This is a genomic window from Actinotalea sp., assembly GCF_035443605.1.
In the GTDB taxonomy this organism is placed as follows: Bacteria; Actinomycetota; Actinomycetes; order Actinomycetales; family Cellulomonadaceae; genus Actinotalea.
This window is the reverse complement of the sequence record NZ_DAORSQ010000044.1, coordinates 1-20,812: the sequence shown is the minus strand read 5'-3', so window position 1 is coordinate 20,812 and position 20,812 is coordinate 1. Positions and strand designations below refer to the sequence as shown.

The following is a 20,812-nucleotide window of genomic DNA, read 5'->3' as shown; positions in this document are numbered from 1 at the left end:
CGGCGCACCGACGGCGACGGTCCCGGTCACCCCGTTGGCAGCCGCGGCCTCGAGCACCTGCACGATGAGTGCTCGGACGTCCTCCGGGCTGGCCGCCCCCTGGAACAGCGGCACGGGCTGGCCCTTGAGCACCGCCACCACGGCCGGGACCGTCTGCGCGGCGAAGGCCTGGGCGATCTGCGGGTTCTGCTCCGTGTCGACCCGCGCGAGCAGGAACCGGCCACCGGCCTCCTCCGCGATGGCGACGAGGTCGGCCGTGACCGCCGTACTGACCTCGCTCCACGGCGCCCACAGCACCACGACGACGGGCACCGTGAGGGACTGCTGGACGACCTCGGGGAAGTTCGCCTCGGTGACGTCGATGACGACGCCGCTCGTGGTGCCGGTGGCGGGGCCGCCCGGGGCGGGTGCCGCGGGACGGCCGAGGCTGGACAGGTCGACGGCACCGCGGACGTCGAGGCGCGGGCGGGGACCGGTGGGCTGGGTCATGGCGGACTCTCGGATCTGGGTGCGTCAGCGGCTAGGAGCCGGTGACCTGGACGGGTGCGTGCTCGGCGCCGAGGACCGCGACGGGCTCGGCGGAGCCCGCCGGCGGGACGTCGAAGGCGACGACGCTGAGCCAGGTGAGCGTGAGGTTGGACGCGACGGTGCTCGCGCCGAGCAGGGCGGCGGTGAGGTCGCCGATGGTCAGCGTCGAGTCGGTCAGCGTGATCGTCGTGACCGTCTGGACGGTCCCCACGACGATGGCGCCGCCGTCGGCCGTCGCGAGGGACACCGGCGCGTCGAGCGCCTGGTAGGTCTCGGTGAGGCTGCCCTTGTCGGCGACCGCGGCCACCCAGCCGTCCCGCTGCGCCGCGATGCCGGCCCGCAGCGGGTCGGCGGCGAAGACGGGGGCGTACGCCGAGGCGTCGCCGTTGGTCAGCAGGTCGACGTACTGGGCCATGACGTCGGCCGGGGCGAGCGCCAGGGTGCCGGCGTCCGGTGCCACCGGGGCGGACCCGATGCCGGGCTGCGTGGTCGCCGGCATCTGGACGCCGGGGAAGAGCCGGACCCACGACCACAGCCGGTAGGGCTCGCGCGGACCGTCCTGGACGAGCGTGAGCAGCAGCGGCGCGCGCAGGTCCTCCGGAGCCGCCGTGACGACCATGACGGTCCGCGGCCAGACATCCGTGGTGGGCACGACGAGCGTCTGCTCGCTGGGCGGGACGAGCGTCAGCGCGGTGGTGTCCCCCGCGGCGAGCCGCACGTACTGGGCCGCCCGCAGGGTGGCGGCCGGCCCGGTGACGCGCGGCGCCAGGGCCGCGGCCGACGCGGCGGCGTCGGCCGGTGCTGTGGCGTCGGCCGCGGCGAGAGTCTCGGCGAGGTCGGCGAGGATGCGGTCCACCTGGGCCGTCGAGACGGCCGGCGGGAGCGTCACCGGTACGGCGTCCGGCTGCGGGGTGGGCAGCGGGGCGGCGCAGGCCGCGAGGGCCAGCGCGGTGACGGCGCCGACGAGTGCGGCCCGGAGTCGGCGGCTCATCGGCCCTCCCCCTCGCTCGCGTCGGTCGATCGGCCGTCGTCCGGGGACTCCAGCGGGGCGGTGGGCGCCTCGGTCCGCTCGATGCTCGGGATCCCCCAGGCACGACGCCACGCGTCGGCCGACGCCGAGGGTGCCGTGGCGGGCACGGTCGGTGCCGGTGCCTCGGGGACGGGATCGGGTACCGACGCGGGCGCCTCGGCGACGTCGGCCGAGGTACGGCGGCCCGGGAGCCACGACGGCACGCGCGAGACGCGTCGCCGGGCGGCCGGCGTGGGCTCTGCGACCGGGGCCGGCTCGGCGGGCGGCGTCGGCTCGGCGACCGGGGCCGGCTCGGCCGGCGTGGCCCCGGCCGTCGCGGGTGTGGCGGGCGTGAGACCGGCGGGTGTGAGACCGGCGGGAGTGCGACCGGCGGGAGTGACCGCCGCGGCGGTCGGCGGGACGGCGTGCCTCTTCGGTACCGCGACCGGCGGGGCCGCCGTCGTCGCGTCGTCCGTGGTCGGCGCTGCCGGCGCGGTGGGGCTCACGTCCGCCGTCGAGCCCGTGGTCGGCCCCGGCCCGGGCGCGTCCGCGGCAGACGCCGGCGAGGCGGGTCGGGCGGTCCCCGATGCCGCAGCCGCAGCCGCCCGCTCGCGCAGCTGGCGACGGGTGAGCGGCGCGCCGTCGTCGGGCAGCGGCACCGGGTGCGCCTCCACGGCCGCGGAGCTCTGAGGGCGCACGACGTCGGTCACCTCGGGTCGACCGTGCGGGGACCCGTCGGCGCGGTCCGCGGCGGGCGTGTCGCGGGCGACCCGCTCGACCTCGCCGGTGGCGCGCCGTGCCCGTTCGACCACGGGCACCGGGTGGGTCCCCGGGCGGCGGACCTCGCCCTCGTGCTCCTCGTGCCGCAGCAGGGCCAGCAGCCGCGCCGACCCTGCCCGGGACAGTGCACCCACCGGGCCGAGCCACCGGGTGCCCCACAGGAGGACGACCCACCACAGGAGGCCCGCCACCAGGAGCAGCCCCCCGACAGCCACCCCGGGCGCGAGCCACGGGGTCGTGACCGCCTGCGGCCAGGTGAGCCGGAGCGTCACCGGACCGGCGTCCGGCCCGACGGCCGCGACGAGCACGCTCCACCGGCCGTCCTGCCGGCTCCACTCGAGCTCGGCCTCACCGTCGCCCGTGGCCTCGGCGACCCAGAGGTCCGAGCCGGTGGGGTCGGCCACCGCGGCGGTGGCCTCTCCTGCGGCGTCACCGTCGGTCGGCTCTGCGGTCGCCTCTGCGGTCGGCTCCGGTGCGGGCGTCGCCGCGGGGCCGGCGGTGGCCGTGGGGTCGGCGGTCGCCGTCGGGCTCGGGGAGGTCGCCTCGACGTCGCGCGTGCTCAGGGTCGTGCGGTCCACCAGGCCCGTCACCCACGCGTGCGCGTCGGTGCCGATCCACGCCTCGACGTCGGCCGTGCGGCCCAGCGCGATGACCACGGCACCCTCGGCCTCGGCGCGGACGGTCACGTCGGCGGCGGCGAGGTCCAGCACCCCCGGCTCGGTCGCCACGAGAGTGGTCGCCTCGACCGTGGCCACCAGGGTGTCGTCGGCTCGCCAGACGGTCGCCGAGGCGACCCCCAGACCGAGGGCCGCGGCGCCCAGCAGGCACAGCAGCGACGCGAGAGCGCGAGGAAGCACGAGCCGTCCCTTCCGACGTGACGACCCAGGATAGGCGAGGGCGGTCGACGGTGGGGTGCCGAGCGACGGGCGGGCCCCGGGTGGGCGGTACGCACGGTGCCCGACGGGTGGTCGGCGGTGGGTGACGGGTGACGGTCGGACCGTGGCCGGGGGGGTGCCCGACGGGCCGCGCGTCGGGCGGTGGCCGCGGCACGGTCGGGTCCGATCCGGGGCTGGGCGGGTCGTCCGCGGGGTGGGGTCCCACCGTCCGGACCGTTAGGCTGGGGCTCCGGGGCGGGCGGCTCCCCGACCAGGCCCCGATCTGCAGGCCCGCACCGGCGGGGCGCATCCGCGCCGCTGCGCCGGCGGAGCCCTTTCCAGGAGGTTGTTGTGACCGACGAGCGAGGCGTGTTCCCGGTCGTGATGCGCGGCTACGAGCGCACCCAGGTGGAGCAGCGGCTGGCGCAGCTGGAGAAGCAGCTCACCGACGCGCGCTCCCAGGTCGAGCAGATGGACGCCCGGGCCATGCAGGTGGCCGGCGAGCTGTCCGAGGCGCACCGTCAGCTGCGCGAGGCGGAGCGGCCCACCTACTCGGGCCTCGGCTCGCGCATCGAGCAGCTGCTGCGCTCCGCGGAGGAGCAGTCCTCGGACGTCCTGTCCCAGGCCAACGCCCAGGCCGCCGACGCCATGGCGCGCGCCAAGCTCGCGGCCGGCCAGCTGCGCGCCCGCGCGGAGAACGAGGTCGCCGAGCTGCTCGCGACGACGCGCCGGGAGGCCGAGGAGGTCCGCTCGACCTCGGCGGCCGAGGCCGAGAGCACCCTGGTCTCCGCCCAGCGCCGCGCCGAGGAGCTCGTCGGGTCCGCCGAGCGCGAGGCCGCGCGGATCTCCAGCGCCGTCGCGACCGAGGAGAGCGAGCGGCGCAGCGGCCTGGAGCGCGAGCTGAGCACCGCCCGGGCCACCGTGGAGCGCGAGACCACCGAGCTGCGCGTCAGCACCGAGCGCGCCGCGACGGAGCTGCGCAGCACCACGCAGGCCGAGACGACCGCCCTGCGCGAGGAGACCGACCGCTACGCGCAGGAGCTGCGCGCCACGGCCGACGCCGAGACCACCGCCCTGCGCCAGAAGACCGACGCCGATGTCGCGGCCCTGCGCACCGACGCGGAGCAGTACGCCGCGACGATCCGGGCCGAGGCCGAGGCGGACACCGCGGAGCTGCGCGCCGGGACCGAGACCGCCGTCGCCGCCCTCCGCACCGAGGCGCAGCAGGCGGCAGACGCCGTCCGGACGGCCGCGGACCGCGAGGCGCGCGCCGCGCGTCAGCGCGCCGAGACCGAGGCGACCGCGCTGCGGACCGAGGCGGACCAGTACGCCGCGTTCGTCCGGGCGACCGCCGACCGCGAGGTCGCGGAGCTGCGCTCGACGGTCGGTGACGAGACGACCGCCGCCCGCAACGCCCTCGCGACCGAGCTCGGCACCGTCCGCGCCGAGTCCGAGCAGTACGCGGCCGAGCTGCGCGCCACGGCCGACCGCGAGACCACCGAGCTGCGCGAGACCACCGAGCGCGAGACGTCCCACCTGCGGGCCGGCGCCACGCGGGAGACCACGGACGCCCGTGCGCTGGCCGAGCGGGAGACCACGGAGCTGCGCGAGACCACGGCGCGGGAGACCACGGAGCTGCGCGAGACCACCCGGCTCGAGGTCGATCGCCTGCTCGCCGAGGCCAGGCGCACCGCCGCGGAGCTGACGTCGGCAGCCACGGCACAGGCCGAGGCCCAGCGCGACGCCGCGACGCGCGCGCTCGCCGATGCCGAGCTGGAGATCGCCACGCGCCGCGAGGTCGCCGAGAAGTCCGACACCGAGCGCCACGAGGCCGCCCGGCTGGCCACCGAGCGACTCGTCGGTGACGCCGAGGCGCACGCCGCCGACGCCGAGCAGAGGGTCGCCAACGCGCTCGAGCAGGCGGAGAAGATCCGTCGCGACGCCGACGCGCACGCCAAGGACCTGCTGTCCAACGCGCGGCGCAACGCCGACCGGGTGGTCGCCGAGGCCCGTGAGCACGCCGAGAAGACCCTCTCCGAGGCGATGGGCGAGGCCGAGCGCGAGCGCACCACGGCCCAGCGCCAGGTCGAGGACCTCAACCGCCAGCGCGAGTCGATCACCGCGTATCTCGACGAGCTGCGCAACCTGCTGGGCCACGACCCCGTGCCGTCGAAGCTGACGATGGCGCGGGTGGAGGACGCCGAGGCGCGCTTCGTCGCCGCGGTGGCCGAGTCGGAGCAGGCCCAGGGCGACGGGGCTGCAGCGGAGGACGACGCACCCGCGGACGGGCCCCCGGCGAGCGACGACGACGACCGGGGCGCCGCTGCCGCGGAGGCAGAGCACGCCGCCGAGGACGTCGACGACGCACCGGCCGAGGTCCCTGCCGACGAGCCCGTCACCGCTTCGGCCGGCACGGCACGCGCGTCGAAGAACCGCCGTGGTGCCTGAGGACGTCGCGGACTGGCGCGAGCGGCGCCGCGAGGCCGCGGCGGTGCACGGGGAGGCGCTCGCCCGGCGCGAGGCCGGCGAGTCTGCCAAGGCGCGCGTGCTGCTCGCCGCCTTCGTGGCGCAGGCGACGGAGCGGGGCATCGCACCGGTGCGCCTCAGGGCCCGCAGCTACGACGGCCGGCACCGGTACCGGACGTCGACGGACGGCTGGTACCTCAAGCTCAACGAGTCGGTCGCCGTGGGCACCGACGGCGAGTTCTACGTGCTGGGCGTCCCGGCGAGCCTCCTCGCGCTGGTCCGTGGCGCCACGGTCGAGCCGAGCGAGCCGCCGCTCGTGCTGGGCAAGGGTGGTCGCGACGGCGAGTCGATCGACCTGCCCGACGCGCTGGCGATGGTCCTCGAGCGGAACACGCCGCAGGGCGCCTGACGGCGGCCGGGAGGCCCTGCGCCCAGCCGGCTGCGGCCGAGGACTCAGCCGGCGGTGGCCCGGATCAGGAGCGCGGTGAGCGCCGCGGCGACGGGCTCGGGGCTCTCGTTGCTCGTCATGTGCCCCGCCCCGCGCACCACGACGAGCTCGGCCCCGGCCAACGCACCGACCATGTGCCGGGCCGCCTCGAGCGGTGTCACCTCGTCCTCGTCACCGACGAGCACCACGGCGGGTCCGCGATAGCCGGCGAGCACCGCGGTGCGGTCCGGGCGGGCCGCCATCGCGCGCTGCGCCCACGCCACCCCGAGCGGACCCTGGTCGCGGATCCAGCCGTCGAGCCGCTCGACGAGATCGAGCCGGGTCCCGCGGTTGCCCGCCCCCAGCAGGGCGGTCCGCATCCCCAGCACGGCCTCGACCGACAGCTCGGCCGTCACCGTGTCGGCCACCCGCAGGCGCTGGGTGCGCGCGCCGTCGTCGTCGGCCGTGGACCTGGTGTCCAGCAGCGCCAGGCCCGCGACGAGGTCCGGGTGCCGCTCGACGAGCGCCATCGCGACGTACCCGCCCATGGACAGCCCGGCCACGACGGCACGGTCCACGCCGGCGGCGTGCAGGGTGGCCGCGACCCCGTCTGCCATGACGTCCACGGACGGCTCGGTGCCGCCGACGGCGGCCGCCACGTCGGGGCCGCCCGGTGAGGTGCCGAAGCCGGGCAGGTCGGGGGCCAGCACGGTCGGGTCCCCCGCCAGGAGGTCGGTGACGTCGAGCCACATCCGGTGGTCGAGCGGGAAGCCGTGCAGGAGCACCAGCGGCAGCGCGTCGGGTGCGCCGCGGCGCAGGGTGTGCAGCGCCAGCATGCCGTCCGTGGTCATCTCGGCCTCCGTCTCGTCACCCGGGCTCGTCCCGGGTGCTCAGCGTGTCTCGTCGTCCTGCCCCGCCGTGCCGGACGGCCCGTCCCAGGTGGTCGGCAGCCCCGGATGCCCCGGCAGCACGTGGGTGACGATCTCGTCGAGCACGCGACGCACCGCGGCCTCACCGACCCACAGGTGCCGCGCCCCGTCGACCCCGATCACCTCGGCCGACGAGACCCGGGCGAACCGCCGCCGGGCCTCGTCGGGGCGCAGGTAGTCGTCCAGCTCCGGGACGAGCACCAGCAGCGGCTTGCCGAAGGCGTCCCACGCGTCCAGGTCGGCGTCCGACGCCCGGTGCAGCGGAGGGGACAGCAGCACGGCACCCTCGATCGCGGGGTCGGCCCCGTGCATGAGGGCCAGCTCCGTGCCGAAGGACCAGCCGACCAGCCAGCGCCGCGGCAGGTCGTGGAACTCGGCGTACTCGATCGCGGCCACGACGTCGTGCTGCTCGGCCGCCCCGCCGTCGAACGTGCCACCGCTGCGTCCGCGTGGGCTGGACGTGCCACGGGTGTTGAAGCGCAGCACGGCGAGGTCCGCCAGGGCGGGCAGCCGCCATGCGGCCTTGCGCAGCACGTGCGAGTCCATGAAGCCGCCGTGCGTCGGCAGGGGGTGCAGCGTGACGAGGGTGGCGACCGGCGCGCGGTCCAGCGGCAGTGCGAGCTCCCCGACGAGGGTGACCCCGTCCGCGGTGTGGAGCTCGATGTCCTCGCGCCGCGCGGGCAGGACGCTCAGCGCGCGGATCTCGGTGCCGGCGGCGGGGGTGCCGTCGGTGCGTGCGTCGGTCGCCGGGGAGGTCATCGGCCCGAGCCTAGCGGCCGCCGGTGCGGGCCGCCGGGTGCCGGGTCTCGGACCGCCGGGGTGGCGACCGTCGGGCGCGTCCCCGGTCGACCCGGTGCTCACCGCCGGCGGTCGCGGTGCTGCCAGCACCCCGTGTGCCAGTGGCGCCTCAGCTCCAGCGCGGCCTCAGGCCCCAGCAGGGCGTCGGCCTGCCACGCCACGACGTGCGCGGTGCCCGGCGCGATCTCCCGGTGGCACGCGGGGCAGCGGTAGGTCCTGTCCCCGGTACCGGGCACGGACTGGACCGTCCACGAGCCGTCAGCGCCCGCCTCGGTGCGACGGCCGCCGCGGACCCGCTCGAGGTCGAGCTCCGCGTGCTCGGCGCTCCACGGCCGCTTGCTCGACCTGCGTCCCGACGGCATGGCCCCATCCTCCCCCAGACCACGGCCGGGCGCGCAGCCCGCGGCGCCGGGCCGGGCCCGCGGCCGGAGGCGGCTCAGCCCAGCCGGGCGGCCTCCGCGACGGGCACCAGGCCACCGGCGCGCAGCACCTCGCGGTACCAGAGCGCCGAGTCCTTGGGGGTGCGCTCGAGCGTGTCGTAGTCCACCCGGACGATGCCGAACCGCCGGTCGTAGCCGTAGGCCCACTCGAAGTTGTCGAGCAGGGACCACACGAAGTAGCCGCGCACGTCGACGCCGGCGTCGAGCGCGCGGCCGACGGCCTCGAGGTGGTCGTGGACGTAGGCGACGCGGCGCTCGTCGTGGACGCGACCGTCCTCGCTCGGCACGTCGTCGAAGGCCGCGCCGTTCTCCGTGACCGCCAGCGGCAGCGTGGGGTAGCGGTCCCGCAGCCCCACGAGCAGGTCGGTCAGGCCCTGCGGGTCGATGTTCCAGCCCATCGCGGTGTGCGGACCGGGCTGGGGCAACCACTCGACGTCCGCGGCACCCACCCAGGGGCTGTGCTCGGCGGAGCGGTGCCCGTCCGGGCCAGGGCTCCCGTCGCCCACCGGCGCCGCGACCTGGCGGTGCCGCACGCGTCCGGTGGAGTAGTAGTTCACGCCGAGCACGTCGAGCGGCACGGCGATGGCCTCGAGGTCGCCGTCGTGCACGAACGACCAGTCGGTGATCCCCGCCGTGTCGGCGGCGAGCCGCTCGGGGTAGCGCCCCTCGAGCATCGGCTGGAGGAAGACCTCGTTGGCGACGGTGTCGATGCGGCGCAGGGCCTCGACGTCCTCCGGACGGTCGCTCGCGGCCCGCGTGACGTGCAGGTTGAGCGTCACCGAGACCTTCGCCTCCGGCAGCACCTCCCGGATCGCGCGCGCGGCCAGCCCGTGACCGAGGTTGAGGTGGTGCACCGCAGCGAGCGCAGCGGCGTCGTCCGCGACCCCGGGGGCGTGCACGCCCGACGCGTAGCCGAGGAACGCCGAGCACCACGGCTCGTTGAGCGTGGTCCACAGCCACACCCGGTCCCCCAGGCCCTCGGCGAGGATGCGGGCGTACTCGGCGAACTTCACGGCGGTCTCGCGCGACGCCCAGCCGCCCTCGTCCTCGAGGGCCTGGGGAAGGTCCCAGTGGTACAGCGTCGCGACGGGCCGGATCCCGGCGGCGATCAGCTCGTCGACCAGTCGCGAGTAGAACGCGAGGCCCGCCGCGTTGACCGGGCCGCTGCCCGTCGGCTGGATGCGCGACCACGCCACGGAGAACCGGTAGGCCTGCAGCCCGAGGTCCTTCATGAGCGCGACGTCCGCGGACATCCGGTGGTAGTGGTCGGCGGCAACGTCTCCGGTGTCGCCGCCCAGCGTGCGCCCCGGCGTGCGGCTGAACGTGTCCCAGATGGACGGCCCGCGGCCGTCCTCGTCGACGGCGCCCTCGATCTGGTAGGACGCGGTGGCCGCGCCCCAGAGGAAGTCGGCGGGGAAGCGTCGGGTCACGGGCATCGTCGTCACAGCGTCACATCCTGCCACGGTCGAATCGTTTCGACACCCGCACGTCCGCCAGGTGAGACCGGTCTCACACGGCCCGCCACGCCGACCGCCGCGCGGCCATCCGCCGAGCCCGTCCCACGAGCAGCACGCCCCTCACCACGTGACCGACGCGCGGCCACCCTCTGCCGCGACCAGGGTGGACTCACGCCCACCCACGACCGCCTGGACGGACCAGGCCCCCGGTGCCCCCGCCGTCGTGGCGACCACCCGGTCACCCGTCCGCTCGACGACGAAGACGACCGCCGGCTCCCCGGCGTGCGCCCCGCCCCGCGGGACCGTCACCTCGGTGCGCTGACCGTCGGCCGGCTCGACGACGCGCAGCAGGACGCCGTCGGCGTAGTCGTACTCCGGGCCGTCGCCGTGCGCGCCGATCGGCACCACCGTTCCCGGCCGGACGAGCAGCGGCAGCGAGTCCACCGCGTGCTCCTGGCGCACCCAGCGGGGGCCGCTGACCTGCTCGCCGGTGAGCAGGTGGGTCCAGGTGCCCTCGGGCACGTAGACGTCCACCATGCCGTCGGCGCTGAGCACCGGGGCCACCAGGAGGGCGTCGCCGAGCAGGTACTGGGTGTCCACCGTCGCCGCACCGCGGTCCTCGGGGAACTCCAGGACCATGGGTCGCATCATCGGCAGGCCCTGCGTGTGCGCCTCCTCGGCGACGCGCGCCAGGTAGGGCATGAGGTGCATCTTGAGCCGCGTGAACCGGCGCATGATGTCGACCGCCTCGTCGTCGAACGCCCACGGCACGCGGTACGAGCCCGAGCCGTGCAGCCGCGAGTGCGACGACAGCAGGCCGAAGGCCGTCCAGCGCTTGAAGACGGTGGGGTCCGGGGTGCCCTCGAAGCCGCCGATGTCGTGGCTCCAGTACCCGAAGCCCGACAGGGAAAGGGACAGGCCGCCGCGCAGCGACTCCGCCATCGCGTCGAAGCTGGAGAAGCAGTCACCGCCCCAGTGCACGGGCAGCTGCTGGCCGCCGGCGGTGGCCGAGCGCGCGAAGAGGATCGCCTCGCCCGCACCGCGCCGGCGCTCGACGACCTCGAAGACGGTCTCGTTGTAGAGCTGGGCGTAGTAGTTGTGCATCCGCGCCGGGTCGGAGCCGTCGTGCCACACCACGTCCGTGGGGATCCGCTCGCCGAAGTCCGTCTTGAAGGCGTCGACCCCCATGTCCATGAGCCGCTCGAGGTGTCCGGTGAACCACGCGCGGGCCTCGGGGTTGGTGAAGTCCACCAGGCCCATCCCCGCCTGCCACATGTCCCACTGCCACACCGAGCCGTCCGGCCGGCGCACGAGGTAGCCCTTCTCGGCACCGACGGCGAACAGCGGCGAGCGCTGGGCGATGTAGGGGTTGATCCACACGCACGTGTGCAGACCGCGGTCGTGCAGCCGGCCGAGCATGCCCTGCGGGTCCGGGAAGGTGCGCGGGTCCCACTCGAAGTCGCACCAGTTGAACTCGCGCATCCAGAAGCAGTCGAAGTGCACCACCGACAGCGGGATGTCCCGCTCGGCCATCCCCTCGACGAAGCTCGTCACCGTCGCCTCGTCGTAGTCCGTGGTGAACGAGGTCGACATCCACAGCCCGAACGACCACGCCGGCACGCGGGCCGGGCGCCCCGTCAGGGCGGTGTAGCGGCGCAGGACGTCCTTGGGGGTCGGGCCGCCGATGACGAAGTACTCGAGCGCCTGCCCGGCGACGCTGAACTGGGTGCGACCCACGAGCTCGGAGCCGATCTCGAAGGAGACGAGCTCCGGCGCGTTGACGAACACGCCGTACCCGCGGTCCGACAGGTAGAACGGCACGTTCTTGTACGCCTGCTCGCTCGACGTGCCGCCGTCGGCGTTCCAGATGTCGACGCTCTGCCCGTTCTTGACGAAGGCGCCGAACCGCTCCCCCAGCCCGTAGACGTGCTCGCCCACGCCCAGCGACAGCTGCTCGTGCACGTAGGTGACGCCGTCGGCCTCGACGACGCCGATCCCCTTGGCCGGGCTCGACGTGAGCACGCGGCCCCCGGAGGAGAAGTCGACCTGCCAGCGCTCGCCGCGGTCCACCCGGACGGACAGGGAGCCGGACGTCAGCACGCCGGCCTCCTCGTCGACCCGGATGTCGACCGGCACCCGCTCCGGCGCGTGCAGCGCGAAGTGCGGACCCCGGTCGACGCCACCCACGTGGTTCTCGATCCGCACCCGGATGACGTCCGGCATCGGCGAGGAGTAGGTGACGGTCACCACGGGCCGGTTGAGCACGTCGCCCCGGTGGCGGATCCGCGCCGTGGGGGCGTAGACGGTCATCGCGTCGTCGGCGGCCCAGACGTCGTAGGCCTGCGCGGGGTGCAGGGCGCTCATGCCCTCGCGCACCATCCAGTAGCCATCGGTGAACTTCATGTCGCTCTCGGTCCTGGGGTCGTGGTGGTGGACGGGGGTGCTACTTGACGGCGCCCGCGGTGATCCCGCGGGTCAGCGTGCGCTGGAAGACGAGGAAGAAGATCACCGCGGGCAGCAGGCTGATGAGCGAACCGGCGTTGATGGTCGGCGCGTCCATGAGCCGGTCGCCCTGCAGCGACGCCAGCGCGACCGGGATGGTCTGCGTCGCGTTGTCGATGAGCATGACCAGCGGGATGAAGAACTCGTTCCACGTCCAGATGAAGAAGAAGATCAGCAGCACGGACAGCGTGGGCCGGGAGATCGGGAAGATGATCTTCCACAGCATCTGCCAGCGGCTGGCGCCGTCCAGCGCGGCGGCCTCGAGCACCGATGGCGGGAACGTCGAGAGCACCGAGGACAGCAGGTAGGTGCCGAACGCGCTCTGGATCACGGTGAAGATGATGATGACGGACAGCTGGGTGTTGTACAGCCCGGTCTCCTTGGCCAGGAAGTACAGCGGGTAGATGAGGGCCTCCTGCGGGAGCATGTTGGCCAGCAGGAAGAGCGTGACGATCCACATCCGCCCCTTGACCCGCCCGATCCCCAGCGCGTACGCGTTGAGCAGCGAGACCAGCGTCGCCAGCACCGCGACGGAGCCGCTGATGACGATCGAGTTGACCAGCTTCTCGGGGTAGTTGACGCGCTCCCAGAAGTTCAGCAGGCCGTCGGTGTAGAGGAACGTCGGCAGGCTGAGCGGGCCGTTGGCCGAGTACTCCGCCGGCGACTTGAACGCGTTGAGCAGCATGATGACGAACGGCACCATCATGAGCGCGGCGACGAGCACGGTGGCCGTGAGCACGACCCACCGCAGCGGGCCACGCCGCAGCGCCGAGCGGTGCGGGGTGACCGTGGCGGCGGTGGGGGGCGCGGTGGTCCCCGAGGCGATGACGATGGCCATCAGATGCCTTCCTTGCGCTCGCTCGCGGCCTGGGCCCGCATGAAGACGATGGAGACCACGACGACGAGGATCGTCAGCACCGTGGCGATCGCGGCGCCGTAGCCGACCTGGGACTTGGGGAAGAAGTTCTGGTAGGAGAAGTACGACGGCACGTTGGTCGTGTTCTCCGGCCCGCCCTTGGTCAGGACGTAGATCGGCCCGAACACCTTGAGGGCGGCGATGGTGCAGGTCAGGGTGACCACGAAGGTCTCCGGCTTGATCTGCGGGATGGTGATCGCCCGGAACCGGCGGAACCAGCCGGCGCCGTCGAGCTCCGCCGCCTCGTACAGCTCGGGGTCCACGCGGGACAGCGCGGCCATGAAGATGACCACGGGGTAGCCGATCTGCACCCAGATCATCACCATCATCACGGTGGGCAACGCCGTGGTGGTGTCGCCCAGCCAGTTCAGGGCCCAGGAGTCCAGGCCCACCTGGCGCAGCAGCACGTTGAGCGCACCGGTCTGCGGGTTGAGGATCCAGCCCCACAGGATGCCCGCCACGGCGACCGGGAGGATCTGCGGCAGGTAGTAGGTGGCCCGGAGCGTGCTGGCCACGCGCCCGTCGAACCGCTTGGCGAGGTAGTCGAACAGCACGGCCGCGAGGAGCAGGCCGATGAGGGTCGGCACCACGACCATCGCGACGATCATCGCGATGGAGTTGCGGAACGACATCCAGAAGGTCTCGTCCGACGCGAGGCGGACGTAGTTGTCGAAGCCGACCCAGCGCGGGTCGCCGATGCCCGGCCACTTCGTCATCGAGTAGTAGAGGTTCATGAAGAACGGCACGACGATGACCGCGACGAACAGCAGCCCGCCGGGCACCAGGTAGGGCCAGTAGCCGGACTGGCCGGTGCGGAGCCGGCGGGCGGCCCTCGTCCTGGCCTCGCGGCCCGCGGCGGCGCGGGTCTCGTCCACGGTGGTCATCGTCACTCCTTCGTCGCAGGACGTTCGTGCGTGCTGGGCGGGTGGGGCCGGCCGGCGTGGCCGGCCCCACCCGGACGGTCAGCCGATGTTGGCGACGCCGTCGTCGTACGCGGTCCCGATCTCCTGCAGCACCTCGGCGGGCGACTGCGACTGGTTGATCAGCGACTGGAAGCCGGCGACCAGGACGTCGTAGAAGCCCGGGACGGGCCAGTCGGGGTAGAACGCCAGGCCGTCGTTGTCCAGCACCTCGTTGAACGCGGTGATGAGCTCCTGGCTCTTCGGGTCGGTGATGTCAGCCGGGTCGGCCGCGACGGGCAGGCCGCCGTTGTTGCCGAGCAGGGCCTGGATCTCCGGGCGCATGGTGATGTCGATGAAGTCGTACGCGAGCTCCTTGTTCGCGGAGTTCTCCGGGACCACCCAGAGGTTGCCGCTCGAGCCGGCGTTGAGCGTGTTGCCCGGGAAGTTGAAGATGCCCCACTCGAAGTCGGTGGCGTCGGCGACGAACCGGCCGTACCACCACGAGCCCGAGACGATCATCGGCGACGTGCCGTTGATGAACGCGACGCCCATGTCCTCGGCCTTGATGCTCGCGGCGTCGGCGGCCATGTAGCCGGCCTTGACCCACGCGTCGAACGTCTCGGCACCCTGGAGCAGCGGGTCGGCGGCGAAGTCCACCGGCTCGGTGTAGGTCTGGTAGGCGGTGACGAAGTCACGGTCAGCCTCGGCCAGGACGAGCTGGTACCACAGCTGGCCCGCGGGGTACTCGGCCCCGGCCATGCCCAGCGGCGTGATCCCGGCCGCGAGGAACGTGTCCATCGCCGTCTCCATCTCCGCCAGCGTGGTGGGCACCTCGATGCCCTGCGCGGCGAACATGTCCTTGTTGTAGTACACGGTGACGAACTCACCGTAGTTCGGCACCCCGAACCACGCGCCGGAGCCCATCACGCCGCGCTCGTCGTACATCGCGGTCGTCTGCAGGCTGCCCGGCAGCGTCTCGGTCCAGCCGCGCTCGGCCGCCACGTCCGTGAGGTCCGTCAGCAGACCCTGGGAGGAGAGCAGGCCCGCCGTGGCGTTGCCCTTGTTGTACTCCATGATGTCCGGGCCCTCGTCGGAGCTGAGCACCATGCCGGCGGTCTGCTGGATCTGCTCGAAGGCCTTCTGCTCGAACTCGACCGTCGCGCCGGTCTCCTCCTCGAAGACCTTGATGGCCTCGGCCCAGGCGATGCCCATGGCGGAATCCTCGCCCTCGTAGTGCCACAGCTTGAGGGTCTGACCCTCGGTGGAGCCCTCCTCCGTGCCGGCCGTGTCGCCGCCACCGCAGGCGGCGAGCGCCAGCGGGAGGACCATCAGGCCGGCGATGAGGCCGGTGCGCTTGCGTGTACCCATGAGCTTCTCCTCGTTGAGTCGTGCGGGTCGATCTGGGACGTGCTGGTGGTGCGGTGGTGCTGGTCGAGGGCGTGCGGCACCCACCGGTCGACCGGGCCGGCGGTGCTGGTCTGCGTTCCTCCGGGGCAGGTCCCGAGCGCTGCCTCAGGTCGGCGGAGCAGGCAGGGAGGCGGGCGGGAGGGTCGAGGGCCCCGGCCCCGACCGCACCCGAGCGGTGCTCTCGCCGGCCTCGAGCCGGCAGGAGACCAGGACGGGGTCCGCGACGGGCGCGGCCCCCTCGATGAGGCCCAGCAGGGCCTGCACCCCCAGCCGGCCGAGCTCGGCCCCGGGGGCGTGCATGGTGGTCAGCGGCGGGTTGCTCATGGCCCCGACGCCGGGTGAGGTGACGATCGACAGGACCGAGACGTCCTGCGGGATCCGCAGCCCGCGGTCCTGGAGCTCGACGGTCGCACCGAAGGTCGCGACCTCGTTCATCGTCACGACAGCGGTCAGCCCCGGCTCGGCCTCGAGCAGGCGCGCCATCGCGGCGCGACCGGCGGCCGGGCTCTCGTCGCACAGCACGTCGTGCGGCACCAGCCCGCGGTCGAGCATCGCCCGCCGGAAGCCCTCGCGGGCCCGGACGGTCGCCCCGTAGCCGTCCTCGAACGACGCCGCTGAGTGGTTGAGGAACCCGATGCGGGTGTGCCCCAGCCCGGCGAGGTGGGCAACGGCCTCCTCGGTGGTGAGGGCGAAGTCGACGTCGACGCAGGCCAGCCCCTCGGGCCGCGCGGTCCGCCCGATCATGGTGAACGGCACCCCCGCGGCGTGCAGCACGTCGACGCGGGCGTCGGCGAGGCAGACCTCCATGAGCAGGACGCCGTCGGCCATCCCCTGCTGGACCAGGTCGCGGATCTCCTCGGCCTGGTGCGCGCCGAACGGCCAGAGGACCAGGTGGTAGCCGGCCTGGCGGGCCGCGCTCGCCGCGCTGGTGACGAACTCGGCGACCGTGCCGCCCATGGTCGCCTCCATCACCGGGTAGATGAGGGCCAGGGTGCGGCTGCGGCGGCTGGCGAGCGACCGGGCCATCGCGTTGGGGCGGAAGTCGAGCTCGGCCATCGCCGCCTCGATCCGCTCCTTGGTGGCGGCGGAGACCGGCCGTGCCCCGCTCAGCGCGTAGGAGACGGTGCTGAGGGACACGTGGGCGAGTCGCGCCACGTCGACCATCGTCGCCATCTCAGCCTCCATCGGCCGGGGAACGGAGGCGCCCGCACGAGGTGCGGTACGCCGGGATCAGGACTGCTGTCTTCAGGACCACTGTCTGCAGGACCACTGCATCATCGAAGCGCTTCGTCGAAGCGCTTCGATGATTGATAGTATCGATCAAACAAATCGAGACGTCAAGGCGTCTCAGGTCACGAAGCGGTCACGGCGGTCACGCGAGGCGGGCTGGTGGCGGGGCCGGCGGGCAGCAGTCGGGCAGCGGGCTGGCGATCGGCAGGCGACGGGTCAGGCGACCCAGCGCCCAGCGCGCAGCACGCGCAGCGGATGCAGGTCGCCGTCCACGACGACGACGTCGGCCCGGCGGCCCGACTCGAGCGCGCCGACGTCCGCGCGGCCGAGCACCCGCGCCGGCGTCGTGGCCGCGGCGAGCACGGCGTCGCGCAGCGGGACCCCCGCGGCAACGGTGGCCCGCACGACGTCGAGCAGGTGTGCCGTCCCCCCGGCGATCGCGTCGCCGTCGGCCAGCCGCGCCACCCCGCCGGACACGCGCACGTGCACGGGGCCGAGCTCGTACGTGCCGTCCGGCATCCCCGTGGCGGCCATCGCGTCGGTGACCAGGGCGATCGACCCCGGGCCCACGAGGTCGAACACGGCCCGCACGGTCGCCGGCGCCAGGTGCACGCCGTCCGCGACGAGCTCGACGACGGCGCGCCCACGTGCCGCGGCCGCCAGGCAGGCGGCGGCGGGCCCGGGATCGCGGTGGTGCAGCGGCCGCATGCCGTTGAACAGGTGCGTCGCCGTGGGCCGGCCCGAGCGCGCGCCGGGCCCGGCCAGTGCCGTCCACGCCGTCGCCAGCGCCTCCTCGACGAGCTCAGCCGACGCGTCGGTGTGCCCGATCGACGGCAGCGCGCCGCACTCCGCCAGCGCGGTCAGCACCCCGTCGCGGCCCAGGACGCCGGCCACCTCGGGTGCGACCGTCATGGTGGCGAGGAAGCCGCGCGCCGCCGCCGCGACAGCGCGGACGAGGTCGGCGTCGCCGGCGACCATGAGGGCCGGGTTCTGCGCACCGCACCGCGCGCGCGAGAGGAATGGGCCCTCGAGGTGGATGCCGTCGAGCTCACCGGCATGGGCGAGCTCGGCGAGCAGCGCCGTGCGGGCGAGGAGCGTCGCGGCGTCGGCCGTGACGAGCGATGCGACGAGGGTCGTGGTGCCGTGCGCGCGGTGCTCCAGCACGCCCCGCAGCGCCGTCGGCACATCCGTGGCGTCCGGGAAGCTCGCTCCCCCGCCACCGTGGCAGTGCACGTCGACCAGGCCGGGCAGCAGCGTGGTGCCGGCCGGCGCCGCGGGACCGACGAGCCCGACCAGCTCGGCCGGGCAGTCCTCGACCGGTCCCACCCAGGCGATCCGATCCCCCGTCACGACGACGACGGCGTCCGCGAGGACGGCCGTCGTGGTCACCGCGGTGCCGCGCAGGGCGATGGTCGACGTGGTCATGGCACCAGTGTCCCGCGCCGGCGGCGCTGCGGTCGAACCGGTCAGGGCGACAGCCGCTCCAGCACCCAGCCGCCGCCGGCCCTGCGGTAGCGCAACCTGTCGTGCAGCCGTGACTCGCGCCCCTGCCAGAGCTCGACCGTGGACGGGACCACGCGAAACCCGCCCCAGAACGCGGGCACGGGGACGTCCGTTCCCTCGGGCCAGCGCGCCGACACCTCGGCGAGCCGCTCGTCGAGCACCGACCGGTCGGCGATGACGGTCGACTGCCTGCTGACCCACGCCCCGAGGCGCGAGCCGTGCGGGCGGCTGGCGAAGTAGGCCTCGACCTCCGCGCGGTCCACGAGCTCGACGTCCCCGACCACCACGACCTGCCGGTCCATGGCGAACCACGGGAAGACCAGGCTCGCGCGCGGGTTCGCCGCCATGTCCCGCCCCTTGCGCGAGCCGTGGTGGCTGAACAGGACGAAGCCCCGCTCGTCGAGGCCCTTGAGCAGCACCGTGCGCGCGGACGGCACGGCGTCCGCGGAGGCCGTCGCCAGGACCATGGCGTTCGGCTCGGTCAGGCGGGCGGCGACCGCGTCGTCGAACCACCGACGGACCTGGACGAAGGGGTCGGGGTCGACGTCCACCTCGTCGAGGGAACCGAGCAGGTAGGTCCGCCGCCACGCGTCCAGACCCGGCGCGTCCGGCCGAACCTCAGGGGTGCTCATGCCCCCGATCCTGCCCCACGGCGGTGTCGGGCGCCGTCGGGCGGCGTGCTCGGGGTCGGGCGGTGCGCTCAGAAGAGCCGCGCGTGCACGTCGTCCATCCCACGCATCGCGTCGTAGTCGAGGACGAGGCAGGCGATGCCGCGGTCGGTGGCCAGCACGCGCGCCTGGGGCTTGATCTCCTGGGCCGCGAAGACGCCGCGCACGGGGGTCAGGTGCGGGTCGCGGTTGAGGAGCTCGAGGTAGCGCGTGAGCTGCTCGACGCCGTCGATGTCGCCGCGCCGCTTGATCTCCACCGCCACCGTGCCCCCCGACGCGTCGCGCGCCAGGATGTCGACCGGGCCGATCGCCGTGGGGTACTCCCGGCGCACGAGGGTGTGCCCGGCCCCCAGCAGCCCGATGTGCTCGGCGAGCAGCACCTGCAGGTGCGCCTCCACGCCGTCCTTGACGAGCCCGGGATCCACCCCGAGCTCGTGGGCAGAGTCGTGGAGCACCTCGAAGAGCTCGATCTCCAGGCGGTCGTCGGTCTTGGTGTGCTGCACCTGCCACACGACGCTCACGCCGCGCGCGGCGGCCTCGTCGTCCGGCTCGACCACGGCGAGCGCGCACGGGGGGCTCATCCAGTTGAGCGGCTTGTACGAGCCGCCGTCGGAGTGCAGCAGCACGCTCCCGTCGGCCTTGACCACGAGCAGCCGGGTGGCCATCGGGAGGTGGGCGTTGAGGCGCCCGGAGTACCGCGCGGCGCAGCGGGCGACGACGAGCCGCACTCAGCGCGCCCGGCCGACGGGGCGCGGTCCGGCCTCGACCCAGGACACCAGGCCGGTGTGGGCCGCGGCGGACATCATCAGCTCGAACTCCTCGTCGTCGTGCCGGCACCGGACCAGCACCATGGGGCGGCCCAGCTCGTCGACCTCGGCGAGCGTGACCCGCTCGACGAGGTCGAGCCGCTCACGCAGCCACATCCGCGCGGGGCGGGGGGACAGCGACAGCGTGCGCCACCAGACCAGGCGCGCCGGGCCGTACCGCGCGATCCCCGGGGCGCCCGGTCCGCCGGCCAACCTCAGGCGGCACGAGAACGACCCGGGCCGCAGGGCGAGCGTGCGCACGCGCGAGACGTACAGCCCGGCGACCACCACCACGACGAGCAGGACCGCGCCGACCCCCATCAGCGCGGTCACCAGCTCCACCGTCGTGCGCCCTCAGCGCCGGGTGCCCGGAGCCGGCGCGGCGTCCGGCTCGGCCGAGTCCACCACGAGCGTCACCTGGTTGCTGTCCACGGACAGGAACCCGGCGTCGACCCGGATCGTCTGCACGCCGCCGTCGACCGCACGGATCCGCACGGTGCCGGGCCGGAGCACGGCGAGCACGGGCGCGTGCCCGGGCAGGATGCCGATCTCACCGTCGGCGGCGGGGGCGCTGACCATGCTCGCCTCGCCCGACCACACGCGGCGGTCGGCGGCGACGAGGTCCACCTCGAGGTTGGCCACGTCAGCCGATCTCCTTGGCGATCCTCGCGGCGTTGCGCTCGAGGTCCTCCAGGCCGCCGATGTTGAAGAAGGCCTGCTCGGCGATGTGGTCGAACTCGCCGTCCGCGATCTTGCTGAACGCCTCGATGGTCTCGCTCATCGGCACCGTGGAGCCCGGGACGCCGGTGAACTGGGTGGCCATGTAGGTGTTCTGCGAGAGGAACTGCTGGATGCGGCGGGCCCGCGACACGACGATCTTGTCCTCCTCGGACAGCTCGTCGACGCCCAGGATCGCGATGATGTCCTGGAGCTCCTTGTTGCGCTGCAGGATCTGCTTGACGCGCACGGCCGTCGCGTAGTGGTCCGCACCGACGAACCGCGGGTCGAGGATCCGCGAGGTCGAGGTCAGCGGGTCGACGGCCGGGTAGAGACCGCGCGAGGCGATCTCGCGGGACAGCTCTGTGGTCGCGTCCAGGTGGGCGAAGGTGGTCGCCGGCGCCGGGTCGGTGTAGTCGTCGGCGGGCACGTACACGGCCTGCAGCGAGGTG

General features: G+C 74.2%; 20 protein-coding genes. 2 read left to right on the top strand and 18 right to left on the bottom strand.

Going from position 1 to position 20,812, the window contains the following annotated elements:
* The 3 genes from PKY62_RS06800 to PKY62_RS06790 form a co-directional block, all read right to left on the bottom strand.
* The coding region (locus PKY62_RS06800) for a thioredoxin domain-containing protein (RefSeq protein ID WP_324535953.1) at positions 1-489 on the bottom strand (489 nt) is incomplete at its 3' end.
* 31 nt (positions 490-520) lie between these two features.
* Entirely contained in the window at positions 521-1,519 is a 999-nt protein-coding gene (locus PKY62_RS06795) for a DUF8094 domain-containing protein (RefSeq protein ID WP_324535952.1), read from the bottom strand.
* Positions 1,516-3,174 carry a hypothetical protein gene (locus PKY62_RS06790; RefSeq protein WP_324535951.1) on the bottom strand — a complete coding sequence of 553 codons (1,659 nt, stop codon included), beginning with the start codon at positions 3,172-3,174 and terminating at the stop codon, positions 1,516-1,518. Before PKY62_RS06790 ends, PKY62_RS06795 begins: the two co-directional genes overlap by 4 nt.
* A gap of 369 nt (positions 3,175-3,543) precedes the next feature.
* Here PKY62_RS06790 and PKY62_RS06785 point away from each other — a divergent pair, with 369 nt between their 5' ends.
* Both PKY62_RS06785 and PKY62_RS06780 read left to right on the top strand, forming a co-directional pair.
* On the top strand, positions 3,544-5,640 hold the full coding sequence (locus PKY62_RS06785; protein WP_324535950.1) for a coiled-coil domain-containing protein: 2,097 nt from the start codon (positions 3,544-3,546) through the stop codon (positions 5,638-5,640).
* Positions 5,633-6,067, top strand: a complete 435-nt coding sequence (locus PKY62_RS06780) for a hypothetical protein (RefSeq protein WP_324535949.1) — start codon at positions 5,633-5,635, stop codon at positions 6,065-6,067. The genes PKY62_RS06785 and PKY62_RS06780 overlap by 8 nt, the downstream gene beginning before the upstream one ends.
* Before the next feature lie 44 nt (positions 6,068-6,111).
* Here the strand turns inward: PKY62_RS06780 and PKY62_RS06775 are convergent, their stop codons facing one another.
* From PKY62_RS06775 to PKY62_RS06705, 15 genes are all read right to left on the bottom strand, one after another.
* Positions 6,112-6,936, bottom strand: coding sequence for an alpha/beta fold hydrolase (locus PKY62_RS06775; protein ID WP_324535948.1), 825 nt, complete (start codon positions 6,934-6,936; stop codon positions 6,112-6,114).
* Positions 6,937-6,975: 39 nt separating this feature from the next.
* Positions 6,976-7,773 (bottom strand): alpha/beta hydrolase, encoded by a 798-nt coding sequence (locus PKY62_RS06770; RefSeq protein ID WP_324535947.1) that lies wholly within the window; start codon positions 7,771-7,773, stop codon positions 6,976-6,978.
* A gap of 98 nt (positions 7,774-7,871) precedes the next feature.
* The gene (locus tag PKY62_RS06765) at positions 7,872-8,174 is read right to left on the bottom strand and encodes an Rv1322 family protein (protein ID WP_324535946.1); all 303 of its coding nucleotides are present in this window, start codon (positions 8,172-8,174) and stop codon (positions 7,872-7,874) included.
* 74 nt (positions 8,175-8,248) lie between these two features.
* Complete coding sequence (locus tag PKY62_RS06760) at positions 8,249-9,688, bottom strand: glycoside hydrolase family 1 protein (RefSeq protein ID WP_324535954.1); 1,440 nt, start codon at positions 9,686-9,688, stop codon at positions 8,249-8,251.
* 141 nt (positions 9,689-9,829) lie between these two features.
* A complete protein-coding gene (gene yicI / locus PKY62_RS06755; protein ID WP_324535945.1) occupies positions 9,830-12,112 on the bottom strand; it encodes an alpha-xylosidase in 2,283 nt (760 codons plus the stop codon).
* A gap of 40 nt (positions 12,113-12,152) precedes the next feature.
* On the bottom strand, positions 12,153-13,049 hold the full coding sequence (locus tag PKY62_RS06750; protein ID WP_324535944.1) for a carbohydrate ABC transporter permease: 897 nt from the start codon (positions 13,047-13,049) through the stop codon (positions 12,153-12,155).
* Positions 13,049-14,011 (bottom strand): carbohydrate ABC transporter permease, encoded by a 963-nt coding sequence (locus tag PKY62_RS06745; RefSeq protein WP_324535943.1) that lies wholly within the window; start codon positions 14,009-14,011, stop codon positions 13,049-13,051. The genes PKY62_RS06750 and PKY62_RS06745 overlap by 1 nt, the downstream gene beginning before the upstream one ends.
* 78 nt (positions 14,012-14,089) lie before the next feature.
* The gene (locus PKY62_RS06740) at positions 14,090-15,397 is read right to left on the bottom strand and encodes an ABC transporter substrate-binding protein (protein ID WP_324535942.1); all 1,308 of its coding nucleotides are present in this window, start codon (positions 15,395-15,397) and stop codon (positions 14,090-14,092) included.
* Positions 15,398-15,541: 144 nt separating this feature from the next.
* Positions 15,542-16,609: a LacI family DNA-binding transcriptional regulator gene (locus PKY62_RS06735; protein ID WP_324535941.1), complete on the bottom strand. Its 1,068-nt coding sequence runs from the start codon at positions 16,607-16,609 to the stop codon at positions 15,542-15,544.
* A 273-nt stretch (positions 16,610-16,882) separates the two neighbouring features.
* Complete coding sequence (locus PKY62_RS06730; RefSeq protein WP_324535940.1) at positions 16,883-18,091, bottom strand: N-acetylglucosamine-6-phosphate deacetylase; 1,209 nt, start codon at positions 18,089-18,091, stop codon at positions 16,883-16,885.
* Positions 18,092-18,132: 41 nt separating this feature from the next.
* Positions 18,133-18,801 (bottom strand): pyridoxamine 5'-phosphate oxidase, encoded by a 669-nt coding sequence (gene pdxH / locus PKY62_RS06725; RefSeq protein WP_324535939.1) that lies wholly within the window; start codon positions 18,799-18,801, stop codon positions 18,133-18,135.
* Between the two features lie 68 nt (positions 18,802-18,869).
* On the bottom strand, positions 18,870-19,565 hold the full coding sequence (gene nucS, locus PKY62_RS06720; RefSeq protein WP_324535938.1) for an endonuclease NucS: 696 nt from the start codon (positions 19,563-19,565) through the stop codon (positions 18,870-18,872).
* Entirely contained in the window at positions 19,566-19,976 is a 411-nt protein-coding gene (locus PKY62_RS06715) for a DUF2550 family protein (RefSeq protein ID WP_324535937.1), read from the bottom strand.
* Positions 19,977-19,997: 21 nt separating this feature from the next.
* A complete protein-coding gene (locus PKY62_RS06710; protein WP_324535936.1) occupies positions 19,998-20,285 on the bottom strand; it encodes a F0F1 ATP synthase subunit epsilon in 288 nt (95 codons plus the stop codon).
* Between the two features lies 1 nt (position 20,286).
* On the bottom strand, positions 20,287-20,812 hold a 526-nt coding region (locus tag PKY62_RS06705; protein WP_502875808.1), incomplete at its 5' end, for an ATP synthase beta subunit C-terminal domain-containing protein.